This window comes from Vibrio ordalii ATCC 33509, from assembly GCA_000257205.1.
Lineage (GTDB): Bacteria > Pseudomonadota > Gammaproteobacteria > Enterobacterales > Vibrionaceae > Vibrio > Vibrio ordalii.
Genome location: AEZC01000239.1, coordinates 1 through 25,023 on the forward strand (window position 1 = coordinate 1; position 25,023 = coordinate 25,023).

The window sequence follows — 25,023 nt, forward strand, 5'->3', positions numbered from 1 at the left end:
GGGTATAGTTACCATCAATTAAATGAGAAACTGGCACTGCATGCCAGCGTGAACTGGACAGATTGGAGCTCATTCAAGGAACTGACTGCCGTATTCCCAGAGAAGTCAGATCTGATCAAATCAGAAAACTGGGAAGATAACTACCGCTTTGCCTTAGGTGCGACTTACCAATACACGACGCTAAGATCGCTCTGCGTACAGGTATTGCGTACGACACATCAGCAGTGGACGATAAAAACCGCACAGCAACAATCCCAGAGACTGACCGAACTTGGCTTAGTATCGGTGCAAGTTACGTTGCCACACCACAGCTAACACTTGACGCTGGCTTTACCTATATTTTTGCAAAAGATGCCACGATCAACGAACCAAGAGATGCCTCTGATGCTACTTCAGCACAAATTGGTGGTGCATTTAATGGTGAAGTAACGGGCAATGTTTGGCTTATCGGCGTACAAGCTAATTACCGCTTCTAAACTCATTAGAAACACTCCAGAAGGCCAGAGCACTGCTCTGGCTTTTTTATTCCTTGTAATTTCGATGGTTTTTGCTGCCGAGTAGTTGAGCTATGATAGCGGCAACGCTATTAATGAACAGGATTGAGCATGTCGACTGAAGAAATTAAAAATGAACGCCATAAAGCGAGACAACAGAAAGTAAAAGAGCAAGTCGATGCACGAATTGCCGCGGCCCAGCAAGAGAAAGGGTTGTTATTGATCATTACCGGCAATGGCAAAGGGAAATCTACCTCAGGTTTTGGCACCATTGCGCGCGCTGTCGGCCACGGTTTGAAATGTTCGGTAGCCCAGTTCATTAAAGGCACCTGGGAAAACGGTGAACGTAATCTGCTTGAAAAACTGGGCGTCGAATTTCAAGTCATGGCGACGGGCTTTACTTGGGAAACGCAAAACAAAGAAGCCGATACCGCAGCGGCGCAAGGGGTTTGGCAAGAGTGCAAACGCATGCTTAAAGATGAGTCGATTGATGTGGTGTTGTTTGATGAGCTGACCTACATGGTGAGCTATGGCTATATCGAATTAGACGAAGTGATTGAAGCCTTAACAACACGGCCAGCAATGCAGTCAGTGGTGATCACGGGCCGAGGAGCACACCGCAGCTTGATTGAAATCGCCGATACGGTGTCGGAAGTCAAAAATGTGAAACACGCCTTTGAGTCGGGCATCAAAGCACGAAAAGGCATCGACTGGTGATAAAAAAGCCTCCTCTAAATTGAGGAGGTTTGATCAATCATAATCAAATCAACCCAGTAAATTACTTAAAAAGACTTTTTAATAAGCCATCAACCGCTTTCTTAGTTTTCTCATCTTTTATCTCAACGCCGAGCTTCTCCAAGCCACGGTCAATCTCTTTTTCCGCTTTTTGTCTTAACACATCATCAAAAACCAATTTGAATTTAGGATCGCTCCATTGCCCTGAGATGTTGATAGGAATCGTGACGTCTCGCAACTCATCAATGTCTTTGCCACCTTGCCCCTCTAGCGTTCCTACCACATAAGTGCTCACCAAAAAATCAACCGTTTGTTGCAGATAATTCGCTTTACCCTCACCACGAATACGCAACAGTGGTGATTGCATAGCGAGGTTATTGGTGGTGACTTCCCCTTTATTCAATTTCAGCGTAGCGGTCATGGCGCTAAAATCGGTTTTCTTCACTGGGTCGTCATCCACTTTCTTACCTTTAATTTTGGCGTAATTGCTACGGATAAGGTGAGCGACGTTAATACCGTTGACTGCACCATCGGCAAAGTTGATGTTCACGGTTCCGACAAGGTTTTGTTGAATGCCCGTTGGCGTCAAACTGCGGCCTTTTACGTCCACATCGATGTTACCCGTGCCTTGTAACATCTCATTATTGAGTACATCTTTTAATAGCGGCAGCACCTGTACTCCCTTAACGCTTTTTTTAGCGCTATAAGTGGCAGGTACTTTGGTTGCATCCAGTTGAGCGGTCGCCTGAATAGTGCCTTGGTAAAGGTTGGCACTGAATGAGGTTAAATTCACGATGCCACGATCGACACTAAAGCTGGTTTGCACATTCTGTAATCGAGCATTATTAGCTTTGAACTTGTCTATGGTGACCTTGCCTTGCACATCCAACGTTTTTAATGCACTGAGATCCGGTTCAACTTCAGCACTCACCGTAGCAGGTGCAGCTGACGTTGAGCCTGACGATGCCTTACTTTCACTCACGGCACTGCTTGCCGTTGCTGGATTCGCAAGCCCTAAAAATTCATCCAAATCGATATTTGGGCTATGCATATTGAAGCGGATTTTAGGGATCTCAGCCAACGTCACTTTGACATCACCATCAAATTCTAATGCATTTGCGGTTAATTTACTGAGTAAGACATCCAGTTGGTTTTTAGAGAGATCAAAACGAATGTTCGAAGTTAAACCGATCTGCATGGGGCTTTGTGGCAAACTGGTTCCTTCTAGATTGGTATCCAGCACCAGCGTATCAATCTTCACCAAGCTCATGGCTTTATCGAGAGTCAGTTGCGCACTCCCCTTCGCATCAAGTTTTAAATCCGCTACCTTTCCTTTCACGCTGAATGACAGCGCATTCTTCTTACCAAACTCGAACGTGGCTAATTCAATCTTCGCAGAATCAATCTGGTTTGATGGGTCACTAAAGCTCGCATCAAGCACAACGTTCTTCAGCGCATAATCCTTGAAACCGGCGGCTAATTTGAATTCAGCTCGCCCTTCTGCGGCAAAGATTTGTTGGTTATTTTTACCTTTGGCGGCAAAAGTCGCTGACGTCCATTTGTCCACCGCAAACTCTGAAAGATTGACCGCCACGTCATACAGCTTGGTATGTGTACCGGCTTTGCGGTCTTGTATTTCCAGTAATGCGTTTTCGACGCTAACGCCCGCTAAGTTAATCGTCCACTCTTGAACAGGGTTGCTCGCATTGACGCTGCTTGTCTCTTCTTGTGCCTGTTTTGTTTCGTTTACGGCGGAAGAGGCGACTGGTTGAGGCGCGGCTTGAGTTAAGCTATCTAAGTTTGAACGGCCATCTTTAAGGGTTTCAAGATGGAACTCTGCCCCATTTAGGCGGATATTGCCAATTTCCAGTTGCTTATCCAGCAATGGCATCACCGAAATTTCAATGCCAACTTGATCGACTTTAAACAGGTTTGGAGCGCTGAAACCTTGTGGGTTTCTGAGTTCAGTTTGGCCCAGCTCAAAGCCAAGCGAAGGGAAGAAACTCCAACTGATATCTCCTTCAATGACTAAGTCCAACCCCGTTTTCTGTTTGGCTTGTTCTACAATCAAGGGCTTAAATTGGTTAGGATTGACCAACAGGACAAGTGCGAGCGCGGCAGCGATTAACGCACCGATAATAATGGCAATGAAAAGAAACAGTTTTTTCATCAGCTTTTTCCTTGCTTAATTAGAAAAAGAAAGTGGCACCTAAAGTGCCACTTGTCTGCTTAAAAATAAAGACCACAAAAGTTAAGATTTCAACAATTTCGCGATGTGGGCTTTTAATACATCAATGGCGATACGGTTTTTACCGCCACGAGGAACGATAATGTCCGCGTACTGTTTTGACGGTTCGATAAACTGCATAAACATAGGGCGAACCGTTTTTTGGTATTGCTTCAATACCGAATCCATGGTGCGGCCGCGCTCTTCTACATCACGCTTCACTCGGCGTAATAAACAGATATCCAGCGGAGTGTCCATAAATACGGTCGCATGCATTAAGTCACGTAAACGTGGGTCTGTCAGCAATAAAATACCTTCTAAAATAATCACTTTCTTGGGTGTTAATAGCGTTGTATTCGCGGTGCGAGTATGCTCAGTGTAGCTGTACTCTGGCACTTCAACCGCTTCGCCACGGGTTAATTGTTCTAAATGTTGGCAAAGTAGATCATGGTCAAGTGCATTCGGGTGGTCGTAGTTTGTCTTAACGCGCTCTTCCATACTGAGATGGCTTTGGTCGTTGTAATAGCAATCTTCCGTAATCACACCAATTTGGTGGTCGCCTACTTTGGCACGAAGTTCGTTATAAATCGTGCTTGCAATCAGGCTTTTTCCAGAAGCTGAAGCGCCAGCAATACCTACGATGACGCATTGATTATTCTCAGACATTATTTTTGCACCCGGTGATGGTTTGGTGATGAAAATAGATAAACTGGCCGATTATAGGGACTTCAACCCCCTGATACCAGTCTCGATTTGGACTTTGGAAGAGGTTTGAATAACAAACTACCAAGCAAACGTTTCCGTCGTATTTCAGAAAAGATCACTACAGTGCTACTTTCATAGCACTGCGAATCAACACTAGTCTACTAATGTAAAACTGATTGCATCCGGCTTAGGCTTTCCTTGCCAATATAGGCTTGAACAGACTCGTTCCGCCAGTTGAAGGTAACGCTGTGTATGCTCACTTTCTGGCTGAGCAACCACGGTAGGGCAACCTTGGTCGATGTCTTCACGCAGGGCAATGTGCAGGGGAATTTGTGCAAGCAGCGCCAACCCATATTCACTGGCCAGTTTCTGCGCGCCACCGACACCAAAGATATGCTCTTTCTCTCCACAATGACTGCAGATGTGATAGCTCATATTTTCAATAAGCCCGATAACCGGAACGTCGACTTTTTCGAACATGGCCGCCCCTTTGCGCGCATCCGCTAGTGCCAGATCTTGCGGAGTGGTGACGATCACCGCGCCCGTTACCGGAATTTGTTGTGACAAGGTGAGTTGAATATCACCTGTCCCCGGTGGCATGTCGATGACCAGATAATCCACATCTGGCCACTCGGTTTCATTGAGCAGTTGCGCCAGTGCTTTCGATGCCATCGGCCCGCGCCAAATCGCCGCTTCAGATTTATCAACCAAATAGCCAATCGAATGGCTGAAAATGCCAAATGCCTCAACTGGCTGCATCCACTTATTATCACGCACATCTGGCTTTGCTTCTTGCTTGCCAAGCATCATCGGCACTGAAGGGCCATAAATATCCGCATCCAACAAGCCAACTTTCGCCCCAGATTGAGCAATGGCTAGAGCAAGATTGACGGCTGTGGTTGATTTGCCGACGCCCCCTTTGGCTGAAGTCACCGCAATAATATTTTTAACACCATTAACACTATGAGCGACCGTCGTCGCTAGCGCTTTCGGCGCAATGATTATCTCAACACTGAATGGGGAAAGCGCATCGGTTTGCTGCTTGGAGACGACCCATTCGGAAAGCTCATCCAGAAAATTTTTAGCGGCAAATGGAATATGAACCGTCAAACGTCCCGCTGTTGTAACCGAAACCCAATGCGGTTGGTTTGCCCACCCCGCAATAAGATGAGGGTGTTCAAATTGGTTTAACCAATCGCAAAAATCTTGTTTAGATGTGAACGGCTGCATAGCTTCTCCTTTTTGCTCATGCTATCACTCTCTATTGTCAGACTGAACCCCAAAAAAGTTGCGGGATTCCTTAGGCTCACGCCTTGGAGTCGCTCGCTGCATAAGGTAGTATTGGTCTCTATTTTTCATACCTATCAAAAAAGCGAATATTAAGTATGGCGACTGACCCAAGAAAAGTTTCTTCAAGGAAACTGCTGGTAACTTGTGCCCTTCCGTACGCTAACGGTTCGATCCACCTTGGTCATATGCTTGAGCATATCCAAGCTGACATTTGGGTTCGTTACCAACGCCTACGCGGCAACACTGTAAACTTCATCTGTGCAGACGATGCTCACGGCACGCCAATTATGCTTAAAGCACAACAGATGGGTATTACACCTGAAGAGATGATCGCCGCAGTAAGTGAAGAGCACCAAAAAGATTTTGCAGGTTTTGATATCAGCTTTGACAATTATCACAGCACTCACAGCGAAGAGAACCGCGAGCTGGCTTCTCACATTTATCTTGAGCTGAAAAAAAATGGCTTCATTTCAAGCCGCACCATTTCTCAGCTGTTTGACCCAGAAAAAGAGATGTTCTTGCCTGATCGCTTCGTGAAAGGCACTTGCCCAAAATGTAAGTCAGAAGATCAATACGGTGATAACTGCGATGCGTGTGGCGAAACCTATAGCCCAACAGAGCTTATCAACCCGAAATCGGCCGTTTCTGGCGCGACGCCAGTAATGAAAGATTCTGAACATTTCTTCTTTGACCTTCCTCAATTTGAAAGCATGCTCAAAGAGTGGACTCGCTCTGGATCGCTACAAACAGAAACCGCCAATAAAATGCAAGAGTGGTTCGAAGGCGGCCTGCAACAGTGGGATATTTCACGTGATGCGCCATACTTTGGCTTTGAAATCCCCGGCGAAAAGAACAAATTCTTCTACGTGTGGTTAGACGCGCCTATCGGCTACATGGGTTCATTTAAAAACCTATGTAACAAACGCGATGACTTAGACTTTGACGAATACTGGAATAAAGACAGTAAAACCGAACTGTACCATTTCATCGGTAAAGATATTGTTTACTTCCACAGCCTATTCTGGCCAGCGATGCTTGATGGCAGTGGTTTCCGTAAGCCTAATAACGTCTTCGTGCACGGTTATGTCACAGTTAATGGCGCGAAGATGTCGAAGTCTAAAGGAACGTTTGTCAAAGCAAGCACTTACTTAAACCACCTAGACCCAGAATGCTTACGCTACTACTACGCCGCAAAACTCAATAGCCGCATCGACGATCTTGATTTAAACCTTGAGGATTTCACCCAACGTGTGAACGCCGATGTGGTCAATAAAATCGTCAACCTTGCATCGCGTAATGCAGGCTTCATCACCAAACGTTTTGAAAATCAGTTGTCTGCAACCTTTGCCGAACCAGAGCTGTACGCAGAATTTGCCGCAGCAGCGGATCGCATTGCTGATCTTTACGAAAGCCGTGAATTTAACCGTGCCATTCGTGAAATCACCGCATTGGCGGACAAAGCGAACCAATACGTGGATGAAAAAGCGCCTTGGGTTGTGGCTAAACAAGAGGGTCAAGAGCAAGAGCTACAAGACATTTGCTCAGTGGGTATCAACCTATTCCGCGTGTTAATGACTTACTTAAAACCTGTGATGCCAGAACTAGCGGCGCGAACCGAAGCATTCTTAAACCAAGAACTCACTTGGGAAGGCGTACAAACACCATTAACAAGCCATACGCTCACGCCATTCAAAGCGCTGTTTAATCGCATTGATCCGAAACACGTTGAAGCGATGATTGAAGCGTCTAAAGAAGAAGCGGCAGCAGAAAAAGCCGCGATTGAGAGCGCGCAACCAACCACAGTTGAAACTGAGCTAAGTAAAGACCCTATTGCTGCTGAAATCGAATTTGATGATTTTGCCAAAGTGGACTTACGCGTCGCTAAGATCATCGCTTGCGAAGCGGTGCCAAAAGCAGATAAATTGCTTAAATTCCAATTGGATATTGGTGGCGAAACTCGCCAAGTGTTTTCAGGTATTAAAGCCGCTTATTCACCCGAGGAGTTAGTAGGCAAGTATACTGTCATGGTAGCGAACCTCAAACCGCGTAAAATGAAGTTTGGCATGTCAGAAGGCATGATCTTAGCCGCAGGCCCGGGTGGCAGCGAGCTATGGATCCTTGAGCCACATGAAGGTGCTCAAGCTGGCATGCGCGTACTGTAATACATCAATCTTCACGATGATCATCCCCGGCATGCTCTGTGCTGGGGATTTTTTATTTCCCCACTGACTAAAACCGATCGACCCTGCTCACACTTTTAGTTCAAAATGCACTAATAAGATGCATCACTTCAACGCGCAAATGCATAACCCATTGAATTTAAACAAATAAAAAACTGGCATTAACCCTGCTAACTCTAGATTGGTATAACATTAACAAGGAGTTGGTTATGTTTGTTTTTATCTCAATGCTTATCTCTATCGGTATATTGTGGCTGATGTTTTATCTGGCAAAACAGCGTGAATCCACATTACAACGTAAATATCAACTGCTGATCGACCTTCGCCAGCTACTGTTTTTATGCCGTCAGCACCGTAGCATTACTCACCAAGCTTTGGCTTTAGGTCAAAGGCGTGATACTGAGCTCAGTGAATTACACGATACGCTGTATGACAACAGTAATCACTTAATTGCTATCGCACACTTTGATAACAAACCAATGTACCGTGTGCTGCAAATTAAGCTTAAAGCGCTCATCAAGGAGTGGCCAGAGCACTCTGTGGCTCGCAACCAGATGATGCATGGCAAGACGATTCGCCACTGTATGTTCTTAATGGATGAGGTAATGCTGGCTTGGTTGGTGGAATCCAACCGCGAAGATCTCAGCGATGAATACCATATTAATTGGCAACAGGTCATTGATGCGATGGACGCGCTAACTCAGTTGCGCATCAGCATTGATGAAATGGATACTCAAGATGGCCGCATACGCTTGCAGCATTATAGTGAGGTTGTCAGGCGTAGGATCAATCAACTCGCCTTAATCAGCCCTTTAACGGTAGCTTCGCCAAGCTGCTAAGCCGCGCTGCATAGCCTGAGCGAACTGCATGATCATCCTGCCTTTCAAATAGAAGCTGGCGCGATGTACCAAATCACTTCGGATATTTCACTCAGCATCTCTCACGTTTACGACCAGATGCTCAGCGACTTAACCGAGAGCTTGTACATTCCGTTGCCTAAATTGGCGATTGCTTAGTGAGTAATTGTTTAGCGGGTGACTGTTTGACTGGTGATTATTTAGAAAGTAAAAAAGGCCACCTTATTCAAAAGTGGCCTAATCACTCACCGTGTACATAGATACAGTGTAAATTCAGAACTCAATTACAGCATTTTACGCGCCGCTTCGACAACCACTTTGATTGAACGAGCCTCGGTCTCTTTGAGTGTCGCGTGATCTGGGATCTCTTTTTGAGTACGGTTGATGATCACACCCGCCACACAACCTGCTTTCAAACCTGAGCTCGCACACATGGTTAGCAAAGTGGCGGATTCCATCTCAAAGTTCAATACGCCCATGTCTTGCCACTCTTTCATTGAGCCTTGGAAACGGCGCACAACACGACCAGTGAAGGTGTCATAACGCTCTTGGCCTGGGTAGAAAGTATCACTTGATGCGGTAACGCCCATGTGCACGGTTGCACCACTTTCCACTACAGCCGCTTTCATTGCAGTGGCGACATCGAAATCAGCCACAGCAGGGAATTCCATTGGCGCAAAGTGCAAACTTGCACCGTCAAGGCGCACCGAACCTGTGCTGACAATCATATCACCCACATTGACATGAGGTTGGATTGCACCAGTAGTACCTACGCGTAGGAAAGTACGCACGCCAAGTTGAGCAAGCTCTTCAACCGCAATAGACGTAGAAGGACCACCGATACCAGTAGAACAAACAACGACTGGCTTACCGTCTAACTCTGCGCGGTACACAGTGTATTCACGGTGGCTAGCAAGAAAGACTGGATTTTCCATCTCTTCAGCGATTTTTTGTACGCGGGCTGGATCCCCAGGGATAATGGCCAAAGTAGCACCATTCAGATCGGCTTCGGTAACACCTAGATGGAAAACGGCTTGAGACATAAGTGACTCCTTATTGCGGCTTGTTCAGCTCATAGATATACATCGAGTATGCAGCTACTCTAGCGGACCATGCACCAACAAAGAGTGATCAAATTCACAATGAATGACGCAATGTAACGAACACATTCTCATAAAAACGGCTTGCATCACAAAAAACAGCAAGATTGATGAAATAACACCCAACCCTAAAAGATGATTTCCAATACTGCGTAACAAAATACAAGCGCAATATCGACGCATTTCACACTATTACCACAATAGGGTGCAAACCCAACAGGCATGAGAGATAACGACTCGCCATGCCTTACTGAGCTTTTTGGTTTTTAGCCTCGGACTATTTTTTAAATTTCAATAGACGCAACGCATTGAGCGTTACTAACGCGGTAGCTCCACTATCGGCCAGCACCGCCACCCATAAGCCCGTAATACCGAGTAAACTCGTGACTAAAAAGATACTTTTTAAGCCTAGCGCTAGCGTGACATTCTGGCGAATATTGGCGAGTGTAGCTTGTGATAGCTCGATCATGGTGGCGAGCTCGGCCAATCGATTATGAGTAATTGCCGCATCGGCCGTTTCCAACGCAACATCGGTACCACCCCCCATCGCAATACCAATGCTGGCCGCTTTCATTGCAGGCGCATCATTAATGCCATCCCCGACCATCGCCACCTGTTTTCTCTGCGCCAACTGTTGAATGTATTCCACTTTATCTTGCGGTAATAAACTGGCTTTGAAATCTATCCCTAATTGAGCGCTCATCGTCGCAGCGCTTCTAGGGTTATCGCCAGTGAGCATAATAGTGTCGATCCCCAAACGGCGCAGTGCTTCAATGGCGGCTTTGGCATCTTCACGCAAGGTATCTTGCCATGCAATTAAACCAACAATGCTCTCTTGCTCAAAAACCACCACCACTGTTTTGCCTTGCATCTCTAGCGCTTCCACTTGCGCGCTAAATGCATCAGAAAACGCAACATTCGCTTTGCTTGGCGCTAATACGCGCAGTGATTTCCCTTCCACAACCCCTGAAACCCCACTGCCAACTAACGCTCGCTTCTCTATCGATTCTGGAATGGGCAAAGCCATTGCTTGCACTTTTTTCACTAAAGAGGTTGCCAGAGGATGGCTCGAGCCCATTTCAACCGCTGCGACATAGCGCAATAATTGCTCCTCATTCCAGCCATTGAGCGCAACCATATCCGTGACTTCCGGTTTACCTTTAGTCAAAGTGCCTGTTTTATCAAAAGCAATACTCTCTATTTTCCCAAGCTGTTCGAGCGCCGCGCCCCCTTTGATCAACGCACCACGACGCGCCGCTGCGGCAAGGCCAGAAGTAATGGCCGCGGGAGTTGAGATAACCAACGCACATGGACAAGCAATCAGCAGTAAGGCTAAGCCACGGTAAACCCATGTTTCCCATGGCTGCGCAAACAGTGTCGGCGGTATCACAACCACGGCTAATGAAACCAACATCATTAATGGGGTATACCAACGGCTAAATTTATCAAGAAAACGTTCTAATGGCGCTTTGCGAGATTCCGCTTCTTCAATCAGATGTAAAATGCGATCGATCGCATTTTCACCCAGTTTGGAGGTAATAGTAAAACGCACCACCTGATCCGCAACCACAGCACCCGCCATGACATTATCACCTTGATAACGTTCGACAGGCAGTGATTCGCCCGTTAACGCACTCTCATCAAAGCTGGCCGACGCTTCGTGCAATTGACCATCCGCAGGTAGCCGAGAGCCGGGAGAAACTTCCACTACATCCCCCGGTTTTAGCTCATGTGCTGCCACCGTGATGCGTTCTCCTGCCACAATTTTTGTTGCCGTTTCAGGCACCAGTGCCATTAAAGCTTGTACACCGCTACGCGCTTTAGAAGCGGCAAAAGCTTCTAGCCGTTCTCCGATGAGGAAGAGTAATAGCACCATCGCCGCTTCAACCGTTTCACCAAGATAGAGCGCTCCGAGCGCCGCAACGCTCATTAAGGTTTCAATCGCAAAGGGTGTGCCTGAGCGTGCCAGTTGAATCGCTTTTTTGCCGATAGGATACAAACCTGCAAGGCAGGTCAAAATGAACATCCCATCGCTGATTTGAGGGAAATAAGGCTGCACAATAGCGGCGAGTATCATAGCGCCAGCAATGGAGAGGATCTGCGCGTTCTGTTTTATGACCGACTTCCAGTCACTATGAATGGGGGCAGAAACTGGATTAGCCGCATCAATGCGGTGAGCCGTAAAACCTGCGTTACGAACCGCTTGCTCTATTTCAAGCGCTACCTCTTCGGTATTAAACTTAACCACCAATTTTTCAGTGGCAAACAGCACTTTGGCGTCGATCACATTACCCACTTTTTTAAGCGCCGTTTCAACCTTACGTGCGCAAGATGGGCAATCCATCCCTTCAATTTTCCAGCTTTGGTTAAACTGTGTTTCAACTGGCGTGAGCTGCGCGGGTTCATCATCAGGATCATTGCTGGCGCAGTCTTGTGACCCGCAGCACGCCTCTTCATCTGAATTAACGCCTGCTGCTTTAATCGCGTTAATTTTGAGGCTAGCGCATGACACCGGCTGCGGGTTTGCCATGCCGTTTTTTGTAGAGCAGCAAGCTTGATGTTTTGTACACATAGGATTCTCCTTCTCTGATGCACAAAGCTTAAACCTTGGAGTCAACTCTAATGTCAAGCGCCTTTTTATTAAACCTGCACTTAACGCACATTCACCTTGATTCGATGAAAAAGAGGTGCACTGCACCTCTAGAATTTTATTTATTACTGCTGATATACCCAAACAACTTGGAGTTGCAGGTAGGGGCAAGTGAGTGAGTCCCCATGAGCATAGGCAAACTATGTGATTGGGGTGAACGAACGTAGCCAACACCGCTGCAGCTTCAAGTAGGAAGGGTATAGTTCGCTATGTTGGCTTTTTAAAACAGTGCGTTAAGTTTTTCCCTAATGCTCTCAGTACATCTCTGCGCGTAATAATGCCAACCAGTTTTCCTTGATCGATCACGGGATAAACTTTCGGTTTCCCTACTTTCATCATGTCTGCTAGCTCAATAATCGTGGTGTCTGATGAAACGGACAACACTTCAGGGTGCATGCAATCACGGACTAAATTCGTGTCTTCGCAGAAGTAGCTCACCTTTACTAATTTATCGAGCAAATCTTGCTCTGATAGGAACCCAATAACTTGCTCTTGGTCGTTAATCACAGGACCACCAAGATGCTCCGAACGCATCACTTTTTCTAAAGCCGCAGTCATCGACATGTCCGGTTTGAAGGTGATGGCTTGTAATGTCATATAATCTTTAACGATTAGCGATTGCATATCTGTCTCCTTACTTGCAACGTTATGCTGCCTTAACTTAAGTGTTGCCTAATTTCGCAATTTTACTAAATGGAAAAAATCAATTTTGCTCATCGGCACAAACTATCGATATTACAAATAGTTAATTTTTATCAAGGAGAAACAGTAAAATCTTTTATCACAGCGTCTCATCTTTGAATCAAACAACTCGTTAAGAACACGATATCTCGCAAGATTTTACAGTTAATATCATTTATATGTTAAATATTGACCATTGTATTAATAAGGACTGAGCATGGTGAATTCGTCACTGTTTTCCGAGATTATAGAAAACCCAGCACTGATGCGCAGCTTGTTGGAGTCATTACCAGAACCCACTTTTCTGATTAACCGTGATGCCATATATGTGGAGGCTTTAGGGGGAACCGATCGCAATCGCCACCATGATCCTACGACTTTAATTGGCCTAAGCCTATATCAGGTATTACCCGAAAACAAAGCCGCTTGGTTCCATCAAATTATCCAAGAAGTGGTTGATAGCGGACAAATGCAAGAGTTTGAGTATGATCTCGACCTAAGAGTGATAGCTCAATTTAAAGACGGCTCTGGCCCTCTCGATATTCAGTTTTTTAACGCATTGGTCATTCCGCTGAAAAATACTGAGTACGTGCTATGGATTGTGAGAAATATTACCGCTTATAAGCGTACGTTAGAGCGGCTTTCTATACACCAACTTGAGTTAGAAAAACTGACCAATGTGGATCACTTAACTCAGGTCTATAACCGTTATGCGATGGACTCATTGCTGCCCAAAGCGTTAGATAAGATCAAGCGTGAGCAAAGTAGTGCTGCAATTTTCATGATCGACTTAGATTGTTTCAAAGAATATAACGACCACTATGGTCATGTGAATGGCGATGACGTACTTCGTAAAATAGCGAGTACACTGCAACATTGGAAAGGCACAGATGACCTCTGCTTTCGTTATGGAGGAGATGAATTTCTACTGTTTATTGCGGATATTGATATTAAACAGTGCGAGCAAAAAGCATTGCAACTACTTAATCAAGTGAGAGAGCTGCAAATTCCTCACCGCTATTCTCGTGTGTCGTCTTATGTATCGATTACTATCGGCATTCAATATTGCGAACAGATACCGACTGGCATAACGCCAGAACAGTTTGTATCAACGGCCGATAAAGCGCTGTTTCACGCGAAGAATCAACAGCGCGGAACTATTCATATACTCCACAAAACTTAGTCTCATATACTCCAGAAAACTTAGTCGATGGTGTGATGATTGGCCCAACGCTGAGCAGCTTGGGCATCTGAATCTCGAGACTCAACCCAACGTGTTTGTTCGGTGGTGCGCTCTTTCTTCCAAAACGGTGCTTTGGCTTTAAGGTAATCCATAATGAATTCACAGGCTTCAAAAGCCGCACCACGATGTGGGCTCGACACGCCCACAAACACGATTTGATCACCAATATCTAAATCACCGATTCGATGGATCACACGGATTTTTTGCACTGGCCATCGTGCCTGCGCCTGATCACAAATGTCACTCAAGGCTTTTTCTGTCATCCCTGGGTAGTGCTTAAGCGTTAAGCCAATAACATTATCACCTAAATTCATATCACGAACTTTGCCAATAAAGGTAACCACAGCACCAGCAGAACTACCTTGCGACAAATCACGGTATTCTGCATCTACCGAGAAATCTGATATTTGAACAGAAATACGACTATCCATCACTAGCCTCCGGTTACTGGAGGAAAAAAGGCCACTTCATCACCATCACTTAACGGGTAATCAAAGGCAACGATGGTTTGATTGACTGCCACCAGCAGTTTTCCCGGTTGCAAAGCTAAATCCCATTTCCCAGGCTGCGAGGCTAAGTGGCTACGCAGCGCTTCAACCGTAGCAAACTGTGCCTTGAGTTGAATGCTGTCTTGGCCGATCAACTCACGAGTTTGAGCAAAAAAGAGGACATTAATCATGCGTGACCTTTTGTTGTGGCTGAGCGCTAAAGTAACCAGATTTCCCGCCGCTTTTTTCAAGTAAGCGCACTTGTTCAATCACGATGTCTTTTTGTACTGCTTTACACATGTCGTAAATGGTTAACGCCGCCACCGATGCCGCGGTTAAGGCTTCCATTTCAACCCCTGTTTTACCGGTTAATTTACACAATGATTCAATTCGAACTTTGCTTTGTGCTTCGATGGCTTCAAGCTGCACTTCTACTTTAGTAAGCAGCAATGGGTGACACAGTGGGATCAAATCCCACGTTTTCTTCGCCGCTTGAATGCCCGCAATTCTTGCGGTGGCAAACACATCACCTTTGTGGTGTTGCCCAGAAAGGATCAGTTGCAGCGTTTGTGGTGACATCTTCACAAAGGCTTCCGCACGTGCTTCACGTACGGTTTCAGCCTTGGCCGAGACATCAACCATATTGGCTTCGCCTGAGGCATTAATATGAGTAAATTCGCTCATTGAAACCCCGTTAAACCGAAAGATGTGGCATAAAGTTGCACGGGCGATGGCTGGCATCTAACTGCTGTTTGATGATTTTTGTCCAACCGGTTTTACACGCTCCTGTTGAACCTGGCATGGCAAAAATAACCGTATGGTTGGCAAAACCTGCAATGGCGCGAGACTGAATGGTTGAAGTGCCAATTTCATCGTAAGAGACCAATCGGAACAGCTCGCCAAAACCTTCCACTTCTTTATCAAACAAGGGCTTTAATGCCTCTGGTGTGCTGTCGCGTGAGGTAAAACCCGTTCCACCCGTGATCAGCACGGCTTGCACGTTTTCATCCGCGATCCACTGAGAAACAATCGCGCGAATTTTATACTGATCATCAATAACAATCTGCTTATCGGCCAGAATGTGTCCCGCTTGTTGAAGTTGCTCAGCTAAGTAACCGCCTGAAGTATCGTTTTCTTCAGTACGTGTATCGGAAACCGTCAGTACGGCAATATGTGCTGGTTGAAATGCGCTTTCTGCGTGACCCATGTGTTCACCTACTGTTCAAATGTGTACCCACATCACCCGCTAAACAATAGCCAGTGACAAAAAGAATTTAGCCGCCATTAGCCGCCAATGGAGGCGAGATTAGGTGTCATACCCGTATTGCCATCTTGTAAAAAATGGCTGACCGACTTGGTCTGTAATTGCGCTTGAATGCGCTCAATTAAGGCTTGCTGTTGATTATCTTGAGCGAGCAGATCGCGCAATTCAACGCCTTGATCACCGAAAAGGCACAGGTGTAACTTCCCCTTTGCCGAAACACGTAAGCGGTTGCAGCTATGGCAAAAGTTTTTCTCATACGGCATGATAAGGCCGATTTCACCTTGGTAATCGGCATGAACAAATACTTGCGCTGGCCCATCATTGTGAGCTCGGGTTTTCAGCACCCAACCATTGGCAATCAGTTGATTACGAATAGCAACACCTGAAATATGGTGACGCTCAAACAGCGAGTCCATTTCACCAGTTTGCATTAGTTCAATAAAACGAAGTTGAATAGGGCGATGTTTAATCCAATCTAAAAAAGCAGGTAACTGCTGATGATTAAGGTCTTTTAACAGCACAACGTTGACTTTAACTTGCTGGTAACCGACTTCAAAAGCGCGATCAATCCCCGCCATCACTTGCGTAAATTTGTTTTCACCCGTGATTTGGTGGAACATTCTTGGATCAAGACTATCGACACTGACATTGATATGCGTTAACCCAGCCGATTGCCAACCTTGTACTTGTTTGGCCATACGGTAACCGTTGGTGGTGGTCGCCACTTTCTCTATACCAGCGGTATTCGCTACACAAGCAATAATGTCGTTAAAGTCTTTACGCAAAGTCGGCTCCCCCCCTGTGATGCGTACTTTCGACGTACCACAGTCGGCAAACGCTCGCACGACGCGTTGTATTTCAGGAAGGGTTAAAAAAGACGAGTTTTTCTGCCCCGAAGGTTGATAACCATCAGGCAGGCAATATGTGCATTTAAAGTTACAGACATCTGTAACAGATAAACGTAAATAATAAAATTTACGTTGGAATCTATCTTCGAACTGTTGCGCCACGGAACACCTTTCCAAATACGGGAGGCATAATCATTTCCAATTATGCCCTTGTGGTATTAGACCACTGGCTTAACCACCCTATCTCACAAAAATGAGACTTAGCCAGTTAAGCTCGGAGCTATGGCAGCCGTTGAGGTAGTATAATCAACTATCTCTACAGCAGCTGATAAGTAAAATACTTAATATTAGTAAGTGATTCTACCCTTATCGTAAAAAAAAAGAGTCCATTACCCAATTTACCTCCTAATGAGTATGGGTTGTGAACAAGCTGATTTAAATTGTAGTTAATTATTAAAAAATAAGAAGAACAGATGACTCTATACACTTCAAAGAAAGTCGTCGCCATTGGCGGAGGACATGGGCTTGGACGCATGCTAGCGGCGTTAAAAGATTTTGGATCGAATGCGACAGGGATTGTAACCACCACAGATAACGGCGGTTCCACCGGACGCATTCGCCACTGCCAAGGTGGCATTGCATGGGGCGATACACGTAACTGTATCAACCAGTTGATCACTGAGCCTTCCATCAGTTCGATGATGTTTGAATATCGCTTTAAAGGTGCGGGAGAACTCAATGGCCATAACCTCGGTAATTTGATGCTAACGGCATTAGATAACCTATCTGTGCGCCCTTTAGACGCGATCAACTTGATCCGCAACATGCTCAAAGTCGATGTTAATATTTTACCTATGTCAGAGCATCCTTCTGATCTTAGTGCACTTTCTATGGATGGTCATTGGGTCACGGGTGAAACCAACGTGGACGAGATGACCGAAGATTTAAGGCGCTTAGATTTATCACCCGAAGTGCCAGCAACCAAAGAAACCATACTCACCATCAGTGCGGCAGACTGCATCATCCTTGGCCCAGGAAGCTTTCTCACCAGTGTGATGCCACCACTACTGCTGCCTGAAATTGGCAATGCCATTGAGCAAAATGTAAAAGCAAAGCTGATTTTTGTTGAGAACTTGTCTCCCGAGCAAGGACCTGCTGGTCGCATGTCGCTACGGCAGAAATTGGAATGGTGTGAGCGCGCCTGCCACGGGCGAAAAATCGATGTGGTGATCGGCAATACACCACATCCGGAGCTGGCTGAACACTGGCATTGTGTCACTACAGAGCTCGCATCATCCAATCGTGACTGGCGACACGATCGAGTTAAACTTCAAAAAGCCATTGAGAATCAACTCACAAGTTAATCCATCAAGTGGCAGTTAATCCATCAAGTGGCAATAGCAACGATGCGTCTCTTCGATAAGAGCGCGCATCGCCGCCACTTCTTCAGCCTCATCAAAAATGCAGTTTGCCTTTCCTTTGCTATCAATATCCACGGCCTTAGCGCACAGTCTATCCGCACCAAAACTGGCGGCACTGCTTTTTAGTGCATGGCTGATGTCTTTTAAATATGCGATTTTATCCGGCAGATTTTGATCAGCGAGCTTCTGTGTATAGGCGCTCAGCTCGCTGAGAAAAATATCGAGCAATATTGGCACATTCTCTTCTCCAATTTCTTGAGCCAAATGCGCAATTTTGTTTTTATTGATCAGTTCCATCTCTATGAGTTCTCTCTACTGTTCCACGCTTGCAGCTTGCGGTAGATAGTTGAAGGGCTAACGTCCAAATAACTGGCTGCTTTAGGAATATTGCCATCACACGCTTCTATCGCTTGTTCGATAGCTTGTTTTTCCGTCATCCACAAAGGAAAAATATCGTGCACGGTTATATTTTCCTTGCGTGTTTCGGTCGTTAAGTTGGCTAATCGGATCTTGTTATCCACGACTTGATTCAGTGGTGGGGGTAGCATGCTCAGTTCGATCTCGTTACCGTGGTTCAATACCACCACATTCCGCAACACGTTTTGCAGTTGACGCACATTACCCGGCCATTCATAGCGCGTAAAACGCTCCACAACCTCTGGCGCTAAGCGGACAAAACCTTTGCCTTCTTCTTTAGACATAAAGCCGAGCAAAGAGTAAGCAATTTCAATAACGTCATCGCCTCGCTCGCGTAGCGGTGGTAAATGCAATGGGATCACATAAAGACGATAGTACAAATCTTCACGAAAACGCCCCTCTTGCACCTCTTTCCAAGGATCGCGGTTGGTAGCGCAGACAAAACGGACATCGACACTTTTCATCTTCGATGAGCCCACTTTCTGGAATGTACCCGTTTGGATAAAGCGCAACAGCTTGGTCTGCAAATCCAAATCCATTTCACACAGTTCATCCAAAAACAGTGTGCCACCATCAGCCAACTCGGCAGCACCTTGGCGATCGGTCGCGGCGCCGGTAAATGCGCCTTTCACGTGGCCAAAGAGTTCGCTTTCTATTAAATCTTTAGGAATTGCAGCGCAGTTAATCGCAATGAAGGGCTTATCGCCACGCTTACTGGCCGCATGAATCGCTTCTGCGCACACCTCTTTACCTGTACCACTTTCGCCGGTAATAAAAATACTGGCTTTACTGGAGGCCGCAGAGTCAATGGTTCGATAGACAGATTGCATGGTTTGGCTACTGCCGATAAAACCTTGATAATTCTGGTTACCCGGATTATCCGCCTCGTTTTTCAGTTTGCTAGCTTTACGAATAGCGTTGTTAACCGTGACGCGCAAACGGTCTGCTTCACAAGGTTTGATCAAGAAATCTTGGGCGCCGTGGCGCATCGCTTCCACTGCGGTATCAATGGAACCATGAGCCGTCATGAATATCACAGGCACATTGGGGTATTGATTTCTCACAGCATGTAAAACGTCCATACCCGTCATATCGGGTAACCGAAGATCCAGCAATATGAGATCCGGCTCTCGGTGAGCTAAACTTTCTATCGCATCACGACCAGTACCAACAATATTGATATCGATTTCAAGGGGGGTGAGGTATGAACGATACAGCGCCGCAACGGAAGCCGTATCTTCCACCATCAAAAGGTATTTAGTCTTTTGTAGAGAAAAGTCAGGTTGCATATTCTAGCCATTATTATTTTGCACTTTACCTTAACTATTGCATTAAGGTTCGCATTTTGCAAAATAAAATAACAAAAAGGTGCTAATTCGTTAGTTAATAGCCCTTTTTGCATAAAATTAATTGGCACGATATCTGCTCTATTCAATATGATGGCCTTTAGAGGTCACCTAGCCAACTGACGTTGTTAGTGAATAAGAATAAAGTGTTCACAAAAAATAGCCAATAGAGCCTTTCTATTGGCTATTTTTTTAACTGTTGGTAATGAACTGCTGACGCAGTTTTTCAATTTGGTCACGCTTTTCGGCAGCCAATTCAAATTCTAGGTTTTGTGCGTGTTTGTACATTAGCCCTTCTAGCTTAGCGATCTCTTTTTCCAGTTGTAGCGGCGTGAATACTTCATAGATTTGCGAGCTTTCTGCCACCTTCGACAAAGGCACTTGTTTGTTCGCTCGCTGCTGCTTGGACTTGGTAATATCACCTAACTCCATAATATCTTTGATATTACGTTTCAGCGCCTGAGGTGTTATCCCTTGTTCTTCATTGTGTGCTTGCTGCTTTTCACGACGGCGATCAGTCTCATCCATCGCTTTCTTCATTGAGTTGGTAATACGGTCAGCATAGAGAATCGCTTTGCCTTCAATGTTACGTGCCGCACGGCCAATGGTCTGAATTAATGAACGTTCTGAACGTAGAAAGCCTTCTTTATCCGCATCAAGAATTGCGACGAGAGAGACTTCAGGCATATCCAAACCTTCACGCAGTAAGTTAATACCCACTAACACATCAAACTCGCCTAGGCGAAGGTCGCGAATAATCTCAACCCGCTCAACAGTATCAATATCTGAGTGCAGATATCTGACCTTAACCCCATGTTCATGAAGATACTCAGTTAAGTCTTCAGCCATGCGTTTAGTCAATGTCGTGATCAGCACACGTTCATCTTTCGCTGAGCGAATGCGGATCTCTGACAACACATCATCCACTTGTGTTGCGACTGGTCGCACCTCCAGCACGGGGTCAAGTAACCCAGTTGGGCGCACCACTTGATCGACAATTTGTCCGGCTGATTTTTCTAGCTCATAGTTGCCCGGGGTAGCAGAAACAAAGATCGTCTGCGGCGCAAGTGATTCGAACTCTTCAAACTTTAGTGGGCGGTTATCTAAAGCGGAAGGCAACCGGAAACCAAACTCCACTAACGTTTCTTTGCGTGAACGATCGCCTTTGAACATCGCGCCAATTTGCGGCACGGTTACGTGTGATTCATCGATAATCAGTAAACCGTCATGCGGTAGATAGTCAAACAGGGTCGGAGGCGGCTCCCCCTCTTTTCGCCCACTGAGAGAACGTGAATAGTTTTCAATACCTGAACAAAAACCAAGCTCATTCATCATTTCAATATCAAATTGAGTACGCTGCGATATGCGCTGCTCTTCGAGTAGCTTATTGTTTTCCAACAGATAAGCTTGGCGAGTTCGCAGCTCCTCTTTAATGTGCTCTATCGCATCGACAATGCGCTCTCTTGGCGTAACGTAGTGCGTTTTAGGATAAATAGTATAGCGAGGAAGATCTCGCTGAATCATTGCGCCCGTCAGTGGGTCAAACAAACTGATGCAATCTACCTCATCATCAAACATTTCAACACGCACGGCCGCATAATCCGATTCAGCGGGAAAGATATCGATCACCTCTCCACGAACTCTAAATTGACCACGTTCAAACGCCATATCGTTACGTGTGTATTGGAGCTCGGCTAAACGGCGGATAATGTCGCGCTGATCCATCACATCACCACGGCGAACGTGCAGCATCATTTTCAGATAAGAATCAGGATCACCCAAACCGTAAATCGCCGATACAGAAGCCACAATAATCGCATCTTTACGCTCAAGCAGCGCTTTGGTCGCGGAGAGTCGCATTTGTTCGATGTGTGAGTTAATTGAGGAGTCTTTTTCTATAAAAGTATCGGTAGTCGGCACATAGGCTTCTGGTTGATAGTAGTCATAATAAGAGACGAAATACTCAACCGCATTGTTGGGGAAAAATGACTTCATCTCACCATACAGCTGGGCTGCGAGCGTTTTATTCGGTGCCAACAAAATAACTGGACGCTGCGCCTTGGCGATCACATTAGCCAAGGTGAATGTTTTTCCTGACCCTGTTACACCTAATAAGGTTTGATGGGCAAGGCCTGCATCCAACCCGTCAAACAATTGCTTGATCGCCGTAGGTTGATCGCCTGACGGTTGATAACTTGATACCAATTCAAACGTTTTGCTCATAATGCCTCTACCGCTGACCTCTATAACTGGATAGGCATTCTCGCTGTTAGCGATGTTTTGTTGCAAGCAATTGTTCAAAATAATTGCACCGTAAATCTACCCCATTTTGAAAAAACGCTCGTTTCTTCTCGATACGTTTGCTACCATCTTCGGCCTAATTCATAAAAAACCACTCCTAATTTTCAAAAATAATCCACTTGTTTTCCCCAAAACTTTAAAATCACTCCTTTTTTGCCATCATCACTCATTTTCATTTTTGATTGACAATTTCAGTTGATAAATCAAAAAATAAAATAAAAAACATAGTGTTATATAAAAAATCAACTCAATAAATGGGTAGAGTAATAACTCAACACCCATTGATGAAACAAATTGCTCAGGATTCGTCAACACACTTATCCACAATTTTGGTGGATAACTAAACCTAGCCTAATGCCGATAAGGGGTACAGAAAAGTAAAGTATTTTCAGGGAAATATTTTTACTTTTTCTTAGGCTGGAAAGGTTGACACTGAACACCCCACTCGCTACCATTCGCACCGCTCAAAGCAATTCCCCCTTAGTTCAGTCGGTAGAACGGCGGACTGTTAATCCGTATGTCGCAAGTTCAAGTCTTGCAGGGGGAGCCAAATTCCAGAAAAAAGACGTCCTAGGACGTCTTTTTTTGTATCTAAACCCAGCTATTTCAAGGAATTGTATTCTCTTAACGTCTTTTCCTGACTCGTACTAGCTTACAGTTTAGGTACACAAACAAATAGGCACATTGGCCGTATGTTCTAATTTAAGGTGTACCAATCATGGCAAGGACAACGAAATCTTTAACAGATAAACAAATCTCGACAGAAATGAGCTAGCCACATCAGCTAACTCGAAAATGGACGGAAATGACTTAGGATTGAAACCCTAAGCCATTAACTTCGAATAAGCTGAATTTTGATAAAGCCTGACTATGGAATATCATACCAAACAGCGCATTTTCACATTATGCTACATTGCCTTTTAAGCTGCGTCACTTAATCTCAAGCTTTCATAGTAATCCTCAGCTAAAGCCGTCATTTTAAATTCGGCTTCTATTCCAGCTATCTTTTCTACGGCTTCTTGGATAGATGTAAGGTCGACATTAAAGAACTCTTTGCGAAGGTTTACAACGTTTACACGTTTAGAATTGAATTCGCGGTGTAACGCTGTTTCAAGAGCTGGAGCATCATCGGTGTAAATCATGGCATGTACGTCAAATGGGAATGGTACACTTGCATCGCCTAGTTCTTTAACCCTATCCATTGGCTCTAGACGGCGAGTAAGTCCTATCTTGTAAACATCCTCACCAAACGAACCAATATTACTGATGACGTAAACATGCCCCTTACGGGTTTGTTCCGCCATACTCTTAGCTCGTTCTTCTTTGGCTTCTGCTTCGGCGAGTTGCTGCTCAAGTATTGCTATGCGTTGCTCCATTTCAGAGCGATCCTGCTCACTAGCCTGAGCAAGTTCTCGCTGTGCTTTATCAAGAAGATTACGGTACATTTTTTCTTCTTTTTCGGCATCGGCTATCGCTTTCTCAAATTCTTTAATAGCTCGCTGTTCTTCACGGATCTGTTCTTTGATAAGCTTCTGCTCAGCGACCTCTTCTTGCTTTTTAAGTGTGTATTGGTATTGAAGATTACACTCTTCGAACTTAAGTTCGATGTAATCTATATTAAATCCGCACTCTAATGTCGCTGCTGACTTTTCTAGTGTGTTGGCAAGTTTTTCTATACGTTCTAGAGTACGCCCAAACGAACTCGGCGACACCTTACCGATAAGAAGATCACATTCAATATTAAAAGCAGTAAGCATGAGCTTAACTTGACCATTTAGAATTGTATTATTGAATGACTTGTCGTTAGATATCACCGTTGACTCTGGGAAAATGATCGCAGTTTTATCTTTGATCATGTCTTTTTGCTGCTGTCTAACATCCTTGATCTCTTCCGCGAATCGAGTAGATGTTTCGTAAAGGTACTTAGGCATTTCAAAATGACCATGAGCAGTGTATTCATCAAGCCTTGAATATAAGTCAAGATCACCCATTAACTCTTCTAGCTCAAGCTCACCTTTTTCAATCCTTGAGTTAAGTTCATCTAATGTTGATTTAGTCGATTCTAAGGTCGCTTGCTGCTCTTGAATGCTCTGTTTTAGTACATTATCTTGTCCTTTCAAAGCTTGAAGTTCGGCAGTTTCCTCATTGATTTTATCTAGCTCTAGCTTTGCGGTTTCAGTGGCAGCGATTATTGATTCTCGGCTTATACACGCTGAATCATATTCCTCTTTTGTTTTTGCTAGTGCTTCATCTAGCGACTTATATTGCTCGATTTTCTTATCGGCTGAGCGTTTTGTTAGAATATAAGTTAATACGACAGCTATTAATGATAAGCCTGCCAACATCAGTAAATTATTATCCATTGATTACTTTAGAACCTCTTGTATGAATTGCTTCCTAAGAGCGGCTCGCTCTTCACATCGCTCCTGGTATTCTTCTGCGGCGTTAGCTACTGCATCTTTAAAAGCTTGCTTTGCTGCTGACTTATTTAGTCTCGCTTGCCTTTGTAATTCGCGCTGAGCTTCTCGCACTTCTCTTTCGTGCCCTCTCATTGCCTGAGCATGTGCTCGCTCACGAGCTTTTTGCCTACGCTGGGATTCACGAGTAGCTTGTTTGTTAGCTCTATCTATTGCTTTAACAACCTTTATAGCCGTTCGTAAACCACTACCTCGTCTAGCCAATGATTTCTCCTTTAAAGTGGTGTAATACTGATTTTTTGGATGCTAGCACAATCAAATTTGTGCAACTGGTGCTTATATCGTAAGCGCATCATAAA

The 25,023-nt window shown here is 45.1% G+C and carries 19 protein-coding genes, 1 tRNA gene, 2 pseudogenes and 1 riboswitch; of the genes and pseudogenes, 7 read left to right on the forward strand and 15 right to left on the reverse strand.

The genetic code is table 11. The features are described 5' to 3' along the window. Both VOR_RS18070 and cobO read left to right on the forward strand, forming a co-directional pair. Positions 1-476: pseudogene (locus VOR_RS18070) on the forward strand (outer membrane protein transport protein); the annotation flags it as partial. 129 nt (positions 477-605) lie between these two features. Beyond that, positions 606-1,211: a cob(I)yrinic acid a,c-diamide adenosyltransferase gene (gene cobO / locus VOR_RS0115855; RefSeq protein WP_010320670.1), complete on the forward strand. Its 606-nt coding sequence runs from the start codon at positions 606-608 to the stop codon at positions 1,209-1,211. Between the two features lie 61 nt (positions 1,212-1,272). On the opposite strand, the gene VOR_RS0115860 is transcribed toward cobO, so the two are convergent. The 3 genes from VOR_RS0115860 to apbC form a co-directional block, all read right to left on the reverse strand. Beyond that, positions 1,273-3,399: an AsmA family protein gene (locus tag VOR_RS0115860; RefSeq protein WP_010320671.1), complete on the reverse strand. Its 2,127-nt coding sequence runs from the start codon at positions 3,397-3,399 to the stop codon at positions 1,273-1,275. 81 nt (positions 3,400-3,480) lie between these two features. Then, positions 3,481-4,122, reverse strand: a complete 642-nt coding sequence (gene udk, locus VOR_RS0115865) for a uridine kinase (RefSeq protein ID WP_010320672.1) — start codon at positions 4,120-4,122, stop codon at positions 3,481-3,483. A 192-nt stretch (positions 4,123-4,314) separates the two neighbouring features. Further along, complete coding sequence (apbC, locus tag VOR_RS0115870) at positions 4,315-5,391, reverse strand: iron-sulfur cluster carrier protein ApbC (protein ID WP_010320673.1); 1,077 nt, start codon at positions 5,389-5,391, stop codon at positions 4,315-4,317. A 155-nt stretch (positions 5,392-5,546) separates the two neighbouring features. Between apbC and metG the strand changes: the two genes are divergently transcribed. Next, positions 5,547-7,613 carry a methionine--tRNA ligase gene (gene metG, locus VOR_RS0115875; RefSeq protein ID WP_029627288.1) on the forward strand — a complete coding sequence of 689 codons (2,067 nt, stop codon included), beginning with the start codon at positions 5,547-5,549 and terminating at the stop codon, positions 7,611-7,613. 227 nt (positions 7,614-7,840) lie between these two features. After that, positions 7,841-8,647: pseudogene (locus VOR_RS18075) on the forward strand (hypothetical protein). Between the two features lie 125 nt (positions 8,648-8,772). Here VOR_RS18075 and udp read toward each other — a convergent pair. The 3 genes from udp to VOR_RS0115895 all read right to left on the reverse strand — a co-directional run bounded on the left by udp (position 8,773) and on the right by VOR_RS0115895 (position 12,862). Then, positions 8,773-9,531 (reverse strand): uridine phosphorylase, encoded by a 759-nt coding sequence (udp, locus tag VOR_RS0115885; protein WP_010320675.1) that lies wholly within the window; start codon positions 9,529-9,531, stop codon positions 8,773-8,775. 334 nt (positions 9,532-9,865) lie between these two features. Further along, positions 9,866-12,160 carry a zinc/cadmium/mercury/lead-transporting ATPase gene (locus VOR_RS0115890; RefSeq protein WP_010320676.1) on the reverse strand — a complete coding sequence of 765 codons (2,295 nt, stop codon included), beginning with the start codon at positions 12,158-12,160 and terminating at the stop codon, positions 9,866-9,868. Positions 12,161-12,445: 285 nt separating this feature from the next. Continuing rightward, positions 12,446-12,862, reverse strand: coding sequence for a CBS domain-containing protein (locus tag VOR_RS0115895; protein ID WP_010320677.1), 417 nt, complete (start codon positions 12,860-12,862; stop codon positions 12,446-12,448). A 274-nt stretch (positions 12,863-13,136) separates the two neighbouring features. Here VOR_RS0115895 and VOR_RS0115900 point away from each other — a divergent pair, with 274 nt between their 5' ends. Next, on the forward strand, positions 13,137-14,102 hold the full coding sequence (locus VOR_RS0115900) for a sensor domain-containing diguanylate cyclase (protein WP_010320678.1): 966 nt from the start codon (positions 13,137-13,139) through the stop codon (positions 14,100-14,102). Between the two features lie 20 nt (positions 14,103-14,122). Here VOR_RS0115900 and moaE read toward each other — a convergent pair whose 3' ends face one another. The 5 genes from moaE to moaA all read right to left on the reverse strand — a co-directional run bounded on the left by moaE (position 14,123) and on the right by moaA (position 16,924). Next, entirely contained in the window at positions 14,123-14,593 is a 471-nt protein-coding gene (gene moaE, locus VOR_RS0115905) for a molybdopterin synthase catalytic subunit MoaE (protein WP_010320679.1), read from the reverse strand. A 2-nt stretch (positions 14,594-14,595) separates the two neighbouring features. Beyond that, positions 14,596-14,841 (reverse strand): molybdopterin synthase sulfur carrier subunit, encoded by a 246-nt coding sequence (gene moaD, locus VOR_RS0115910; RefSeq protein WP_010320680.1) that lies wholly within the window; start codon positions 14,839-14,841, stop codon positions 14,596-14,598. Then, the gene (gene moaC, locus VOR_RS0115915) at positions 14,834-15,334 is read right to left on the reverse strand and encodes a cyclic pyranopterin monophosphate synthase MoaC (RefSeq protein ID WP_010320681.1); all 501 of its coding nucleotides are present in this window, start codon (positions 15,332-15,334) and stop codon (positions 14,834-14,836) included. The genes moaD and moaC overlap by 8 nt, the downstream gene beginning before the upstream one ends. Positions 15,335-15,344: 10 nt before the next feature. After that, positions 15,345-15,857 carry a molybdenum cofactor biosynthesis protein B gene (gene moaB / locus VOR_RS0115920; RefSeq protein WP_010320682.1) on the reverse strand — a complete coding sequence of 171 codons (513 nt, stop codon included), beginning with the start codon at positions 15,855-15,857 and terminating at the stop codon, positions 15,345-15,347. Between the two features lie 77 nt (positions 15,858-15,934). After that, positions 15,935-16,924 (reverse strand): GTP 3',8-cyclase MoaA, encoded by a 990-nt coding sequence (gene moaA, locus VOR_RS0115925; protein WP_010320683.1) that lies wholly within the window; start codon positions 16,922-16,924, stop codon positions 15,935-15,937. Beyond that, positions 16,913-17,056: riboswitch (molybdenum cofactor riboswitch) on the reverse strand. (Overlaps the previous gene by 12 nt.) A gap of 179 nt (positions 17,057-17,235) precedes the next feature. On the opposite strand from moaA, the gene VOR_RS0115930 reads away from it, so the two are divergent. Further along, entirely contained in the window at positions 17,236-18,126 is an 891-nt protein-coding gene (locus VOR_RS0115930; RefSeq protein ID WP_010320684.1) for a YvcK family protein, read from the forward strand. Between the two features lie 15 nt (positions 18,127-18,141). On the opposite strand, the gene luxU is transcribed toward VOR_RS0115930, so the two are convergent. The 3 genes from luxU to uvrB form a co-directional block, all read right to left on the reverse strand. Continuing rightward, the gene (gene luxU / locus VOR_RS0115935; RefSeq protein WP_010320685.1) at positions 18,142-18,480 is read right to left on the reverse strand and encodes a quorum-sensing phosphorelay protein LuxU; all 339 of its coding nucleotides are present in this window, start codon (positions 18,478-18,480) and stop codon (positions 18,142-18,144) included. 2 nt (positions 18,481-18,482) lie between these two features. Beyond that, positions 18,483-19,889, reverse strand: coding sequence for a quorum-sensing sigma-54 dependent transcriptional regulator LuxO (luxO, locus tag VOR_RS0115940; protein WP_010320686.1), 1,407 nt, complete (start codon positions 19,887-19,889; stop codon positions 18,483-18,485). Positions 19,890-20,138: 249 nt separating this feature from the next. After that, complete coding sequence (gene uvrB / locus VOR_RS0115945; protein WP_010320687.1) at positions 20,139-22,169, reverse strand: excinuclease ABC subunit UvrB; 2,031 nt, start codon at positions 22,167-22,169, stop codon at positions 20,139-20,141. A gap of 552 nt (positions 22,170-22,721) precedes the next feature. Between uvrB and VOR_RS0115955 the strand changes: the two genes are divergently transcribed. After that, positions 22,722-22,797, forward strand: a tRNA-Asn gene (locus tag VOR_RS0115955). Between the two features lie 370 nt (positions 22,798-23,167). Here the strand turns inward: VOR_RS0115955 and VOR_RS0115960 are convergent. Then, positions 23,168-24,610, reverse strand: a complete 1,443-nt coding sequence (locus tag VOR_RS0115960; RefSeq protein ID WP_010320688.1) for an SNIPE associated domain-containing protein — start codon at positions 24,608-24,610, stop codon at positions 23,168-23,170. Positions 24,611-25,023 lie beyond the last annotated feature (413 nt).

Excerpts from the sequence above, each read along its gene's own strand:
- cobO (WP_010320670.1), top strand. The coding sequence starts at position 606 with ATGTCGACTGAAGAAATTAAAAATGAACGCCATAAAGCGAGACAACAG.
- VOR_RS0115860 (WP_010320671.1), bottom strand. The coding sequence starts at position 3,399 with ATGAAAAAACTGTTTCTTTTCATTGCCATTATTATCGGTGCGTTAATC.
- udk (WP_010320672.1), bottom strand. The coding sequence starts at position 4,122 with ATGTCTGAGAATAATCAATGCGTCATCGTAGGTATTGCTGGCGCTTCA.
- apbC (WP_010320673.1), bottom strand. The coding sequence starts at position 5,391 with ATGCAGCCGTTCACATCTAAACAAGATTTTTGCGATTGGTTAAACCAA.
- metG (WP_029627288.1), top strand. The coding sequence starts at position 5,547 with ATGGCGACTGACCCAAGAAAAGTTTCTTCAAGGAAACTGCTGGTAACT.
- udp (WP_010320675.1), bottom strand. The coding sequence starts at position 9,531 with ATGTCTCAAGCCGTTTTCCATCTAGGTGTTACCGAAGCCGATCTGAAT.
- VOR_RS0115890 (WP_010320676.1), bottom strand. The coding sequence starts at position 12,160 with ATGTGTACAAAACATCAAGCTTGCTGCTCTACAAAAAACGGCATGGCA.
- VOR_RS0115895 (WP_010320677.1), bottom strand. The coding sequence starts at position 12,862 with ATGCAATCGCTAATCGTTAAAGATTATATGACATTACAAGCCATCACC.
- VOR_RS0115900 (WP_010320678.1), top strand. The coding sequence starts at position 13,137 with ATGGTGAATTCGTCACTGTTTTCCGAGATTATAGAAAACCCAGCACTG.
- moaE (WP_010320679.1), bottom strand. The coding sequence starts at position 14,593 with ATGGATAGTCGTATTTCTGTTCAAATATCAGATTTCTCGGTAGATGCA.
- moaD (WP_010320680.1), bottom strand. The coding sequence starts at position 14,841 with ATGATTAATGTCCTCTTTTTTGCTCAAACTCGTGAGTTGATCGGCCAA.
- moaC (WP_010320681.1), bottom strand. The coding sequence starts at position 15,334 with ATGAGCGAATTTACTCATATTAATGCCTCAGGCGAAGCCAATATGGTT.
- moaB (WP_010320682.1), bottom strand. The coding sequence starts at position 15,857 with ATGGGTCACGCAGAAAGCGCATTTCAACCAGCACATATTGCCGTACTG.
- VOR_RS0115930 (WP_010320684.1), top strand. The coding sequence starts at position 17,236 with ATGACTCTATACACTTCAAAGAAAGTCGTCGCCATTGGCGGAGGACAT.
- luxU (WP_010320685.1), bottom strand. The coding sequence starts at position 18,480 with ATGGAACTGATCAATAAAAACAAAATTGCGCATTTGGCTCAAGAAATT.
- luxO (WP_010320686.1), bottom strand. The coding sequence starts at position 19,889 with ATGCAACCTGACTTTTCTCTACAAAAGACTAAATACCTTTTGATGGTG.
- uvrB (WP_010320687.1), bottom strand. The coding sequence starts at position 22,169 with ATGAGCAAAACGTTTGAATTGGTATCAAGTTATCAACCGTCAGGCGAT.
- VOR_RS0115960 (WP_010320688.1), bottom strand. The coding sequence starts at position 24,610 with ATGGATAATAATTTACTGATGTTGGCAGGCTTATCATTAATAGCTGTC.